Here is a 3968-nt window from a genome sequence, read left to right as displayed (position 1 = left end):
GAGTGCGCGTTCGCCACGCTGGTCGGCCTGGCCGACAACCTCGCCGGACGGGTCGAACTGGACGAGCCCCTGCGCCCGCAGGCCTGGAAGTAGGTTCTGGGTGTTCAGGTTAGGGAGCGAATGTCAGCGGCGATCCTGATGCTCGGCGTTGCTGGTTCGCTGATCGGCATCATGCCCGCATGAGCGACAGCGGCCGCGCCCCTGCTGCCGTCCGACGTCACCGAACTCAGCACACCATTCGTGGATCCCCAGCGGGCCCGCTTCGTAGTCACCCGAGCCACGACCAACGCCGTCCTGTACGGCCGCCCTGATCCCTTCGGCCCAATTTTGGGGGTCACGGGCATGAGTTCCATCGGCGGAAGCCTGCAAGGCGATCCGCAGGCGGCCAACGCCCCCGATGGCGACGTCCTCGTCTTCGGCCGCGACACCAGCAACCAGGTAGTGACCAATCGCATCGTCGGCGGTGCCACCCCGACCGGATTCACCGTCGTACCCGGAGGACTGCTGGTGTCCAGCGAAATCGAGGTCGTGGAACCATCTGGCGCCGCCGGCGAACTCGTGCGCATCTTCGCCCGAGGACTCGACGACGGAGCCGTGTACACCAACCCGATGACGACCGGCGGCTGGACCGGCTGGCGCAACCTCGGCGGCTTCACCACCAGCGAGATATCGGCCGCACTCACCGCGGTGACGAAAATGCCTACCGTGTGGTCGCCCGTGGTGCCGACAACCGTGTGACCTCGACGATGCTGCTCAGCGACGGCAGCACCACGGGATGGGCCGACATCGGGGGGCCGACGGTACGCGGAAACGTCACCCTGGCCACCGGAAACGTCACCGGACGCCGAGGAAACGAGATTTTCCTCGGACCCGACCACCCGGGCGGTCATGACGTACAACTTCGACCAGCCGGGCTGGCGCAACCTCGGCGGGATCGCCAACAGCGACATCGCCGTGGTGCCCCTGTACGACGGCTCGCTGGAGTTCCTCGTCCGCGGAACTACCAACAACCTCTACGTCAACCGGAGAGCCCCGGGAGCGACGAATTTCATCGGCTACGTCAACATCGGCGGCACCCTCACCGGCAATCCAGGCGCCGGTGGTTACGACGGCAGAGACCCCTCGTCCACCGTCTTCGTCCGAGGCACCACCCAGCGGCTGTTCATCAAGTTCCAACGGTCGAACTTCGACTTCACGGAGTACATCGCGGTGAGCAGCATCGCCACGGCCTGACGGCCATCCTTTTGAACCGCCCGGGTGCTTCCACGACCTTCGTGGAAGCACCCGGCGCTTTCACGGATGCCCGCCTGACATCTCTGTCACAAGCAGCCGCGCCGATCCGAGGTCCCCCGACCTGGCCCGACCCGGCTCGCACGTACTTGGTGACAGCGTCCTTAACGACAGGCCGTTTTGGGCGAGGCGTTCGAGTGCGTAGAGGCCAGCCATCTCTTGATGGCGTTGCCGGCGAAAGGCGAGCATCAATCCGACCGCCGCTGCGGCTGCGGCCCTCTTGGCGGTGGTGGTCCTCGCGCTCGTCGCGCTGGTCGGTGCCCACGCTCCCCGGCCGCACCAGCCGGGGTCGGCCGCGCACATCGCGCTGGTAGCGCACGTTGCGCACACCACCGCGACACTCGAAACGACGACCCTGACCGTCACAGACGTTGACGGCAACAGAACCCCATCCCGGTCGTACACGGCTGGAGTGACGGGCGCAGTGGTCGACGGTGAGTGATGGAAACCGGGACTCCACACCGCGCAAGTGGACCGGGGATACCCCATCCGCTCGACGTTAGGCGACGAATACCTGTTGTTCGGTAAGTCATCTCGATCGATTGGTGCTTCATGCGAAACTCTCTCGTCCGTCTTTCCGTCCCGTTGTTGTTGTTGCTGGGCGTGCTGTTGGCCGCCGCGCTGATGCTGGCTGGCAAGCCTTCCGCCGGGCCGCGGCAGATCGCTGCCCCCGCGCAGAACGGCTTCGCCAAGCCGGACGTCAAGCTGGCTGGGCCTGCACAGAACGGCTACCTCAGGCCGGACGTCAAGCAGGCCGGCCCTATGCAGACCGGCTTCGCCAGTCAAGCAGGCCGGCCCTATGCAGACCGGCTTCGCCAAGCCGGACGTCATGCAGGCCGGGCCCGTGCAGAACGGCTGCTTCAGGCCAGAGATCAGGCCGGCTGCACCCGCACAGAACGGCTTCGCCAAGCCGGACCTCATGCAGGCCGCCGCCCCCGCCCAGAACGGCTTCACCAAGCCGGACGTCAAGCTGGCCGGACCCATGCACGGCGGCTTGCGCCAGCCGGACGTCATGCAGGCCGGGCCCGTGCAGAACGGCTGCTTCAGGCCAGAGATCAGGCCGGCTGCACCCGCACAGAACGGCTTCACCAGGCCGACGGCCGGCCCGCACAGCACCCCCCTCACCATCCCCTATATATTCGCCGCCGGCACCTTCATTCACGGCGGGCCCATCGTTCAGGCCTGAGTCGCCGTTCCGGCGTACCGCCGGGTGGACCCTCAACAGTCCGGCACCGCGAACCCCGACCTGGCGAGTGAGCCGCCTTCAATCCCATGATCACCAGGGGATTGAAGGCGGCCTCTCACGCCCGATTGACGAACGCTGGCCACCGAGTTCGCCCCGACGCAGCGGTGTCCTTCAGCCGAATTCCGGCCGCCCCTTACTTGCCGTTGTGCTTCACACCGCCGCATTGCGTTGCCTGCTAGGGTCTTCGATCAGCTAGCGGGCACACGGATTGAGAATCGCATCATCGTGGGCTAAGCCGGTCGGTGACCTGTGGATGGAAGCCGTAGCGGTTGGTGGTCAGGCGTTCGCGTTCGCCTCCGCGGACGAGAAGAGCCAAAGCAGGCTATGGCGCAATTCGCAACCCTGACGACCGTCGTCACGTCGAGATCCCGTCCGATCGACATGATCGGGCGGGATCTCGACGTTTCCGTGGAAATCTGCGGCTCAGGTGCACGCCAAGAGGCGTCAAGGACTCCATTGCGACATTGCCAGAGTATGTCCTTCGGGGCGACAGACGTACGGGTGCCTGGTTCTCAGAGCCCCTCCCGCAGGTCGGCCGTTCCGATGACCGCGCCCGATGATGTCTCGTTGAGCGGTCCCCTAACGGACACGGACTTGGGCGTTGTGCACGGGAGTACGGAAAGCAGGGAGATCCGGAGTTCTCCGCAAACCGATCTAAACCGCCAGGAAGGCCGTATGGGCGACTTCGGACATCGACCGCCGCCCGCACCGCCCGAGCGGCATCCGCTCCGCGCCGGGCCGTGGCGGCCGCCAACGGATCCAGCCGCTCGATCCGGCGCTCCAGCGCCCCCCGCGATGGGACCGGCAGATCGCGGATCCGGCACTGCCGGACGACTTCCTAGTAGACCGTCGTCACCGAACTGCGCTGCTTGGACAGATACCGCGTCCGGATCACCTCCAGGAACAGCGCCTCGATCTCTTCTGGCAACCGGCCCCGACCACGCCCACCGCTCGATCGCCGGGGAAGAAGATCAGAGGCCACCCCCGAACCCGCCCGCCACCGCTTCAGCAACCCGTACACCTGTCGGCGAGAGATCCCCAGCTCCGCCGCCGCGACCCGAACCCGCTGCTCCCGAGCCAACCGGCCGATCACCTCGGCCCGGCGGACGGCGACCGCCCACTCCTCCGCCGAAGCCGTCAGCACACCCAGCTCAGCCACACCCGCCACGCCGTTGACCATGCCGACCTCACCGTTGTGCACACGAGTACAGACAAAGATTGACGGTAGTGCACAGGAGTACGGGAATCAGGACGTTCCGAAGCCTGCTGCAATCAACCACATAACGCCAGGAATCTGGTCAACACGACTACGGGAATCGACACGCGCCGCCTTGGTGATCTTGTCGGGAAACGTTCGTTATCTTGAGCTTCGAAGCGGCGTGCGGCGTTGACCTGGGGCGATGCGGTGAGGACAGTGTTCATGAGGCAGCTC

Annotated in this window: 4 protein-coding genes; 3 read left to right on the top strand and 1 reads right to left on the bottom strand. The window is 65.9% G+C overall.

The genetic code is table 11. The features are described 5' to 3' along the window. Window positions 1-342 precede the first annotated feature (342 nt). From DQW85_RS06910 to DQW85_RS06900, 3 genes are all read left to right on the top strand, one after another. Window positions 343-738 (top strand): PLL family lectin, encoded by a 396-nt coding sequence (locus tag DQW85_RS06910; RefSeq protein WP_113699554.1) that lies wholly within the window; start codon window positions 343-345, stop codon window positions 736-738. Window positions 739-888: 150 nt separating this feature from the next. Further along, complete coding sequence (locus DQW85_RS06905; protein ID WP_113699553.1) at window positions 889-1233, top strand: DUF8189 domain-containing protein; 345 nt, start codon at window positions 889-891, stop codon at window positions 1231-1233. Window positions 1234-2089: 856 nt separating this feature from the next. Beyond that, window positions 2090-2476, top strand: a complete 387-nt coding sequence (locus DQW85_RS06900; protein WP_113699552.1) for a hypothetical protein — start codon at window positions 2090-2092, stop codon at window positions 2474-2476. Between the two features lie 898 nt (window positions 2477-3374). On the opposite strand, the gene DQW85_RS06895 is transcribed toward DQW85_RS06900, so the two are convergent. Next, window positions 3375-3737, bottom strand: a complete 363-nt coding sequence (locus DQW85_RS06895) for a helix-turn-helix domain-containing protein (RefSeq protein WP_162794797.1) — start codon at window positions 3735-3737, stop codon at window positions 3375-3377. Between the last annotated feature and the right edge of the window lie 231 nt (window positions 3738-3968).

The sequence above is a fragment of the Nonomuraea lactucae genome, assembly GCF_003313395.1.
Classification (GTDB): Bacteria; Actinomycetota; Actinomycetes; order Streptosporangiales; family Streptosporangiaceae; genus Nonomuraea; species Nonomuraea lactucae.
Note: the sequence above shows the minus strand (reverse complement) of the source record. Positions and strands in the feature narration are given on the sequence as shown.

Coding starts and splice junctions, on each gene's coding strand:
- DQW85_RS06910 (WP_113699554.1), top strand. CDS start 343: ATGAGTTCCATCGGCGGAAGCCTGCAAGGCGATCCGCAGGCGGCCAAC.
- DQW85_RS06905 (WP_113699553.1), top strand. CDS start 889: ATGACGTACAACTTCGACCAGCCGGGCTGGCGCAACCTCGGCGGGATC.
- DQW85_RS06900 (WP_113699552.1), top strand. CDS start 2,090: ATGCAGACCGGCTTCGCCAAGCCGGACGTCATGCAGGCCGGGCCCGTG.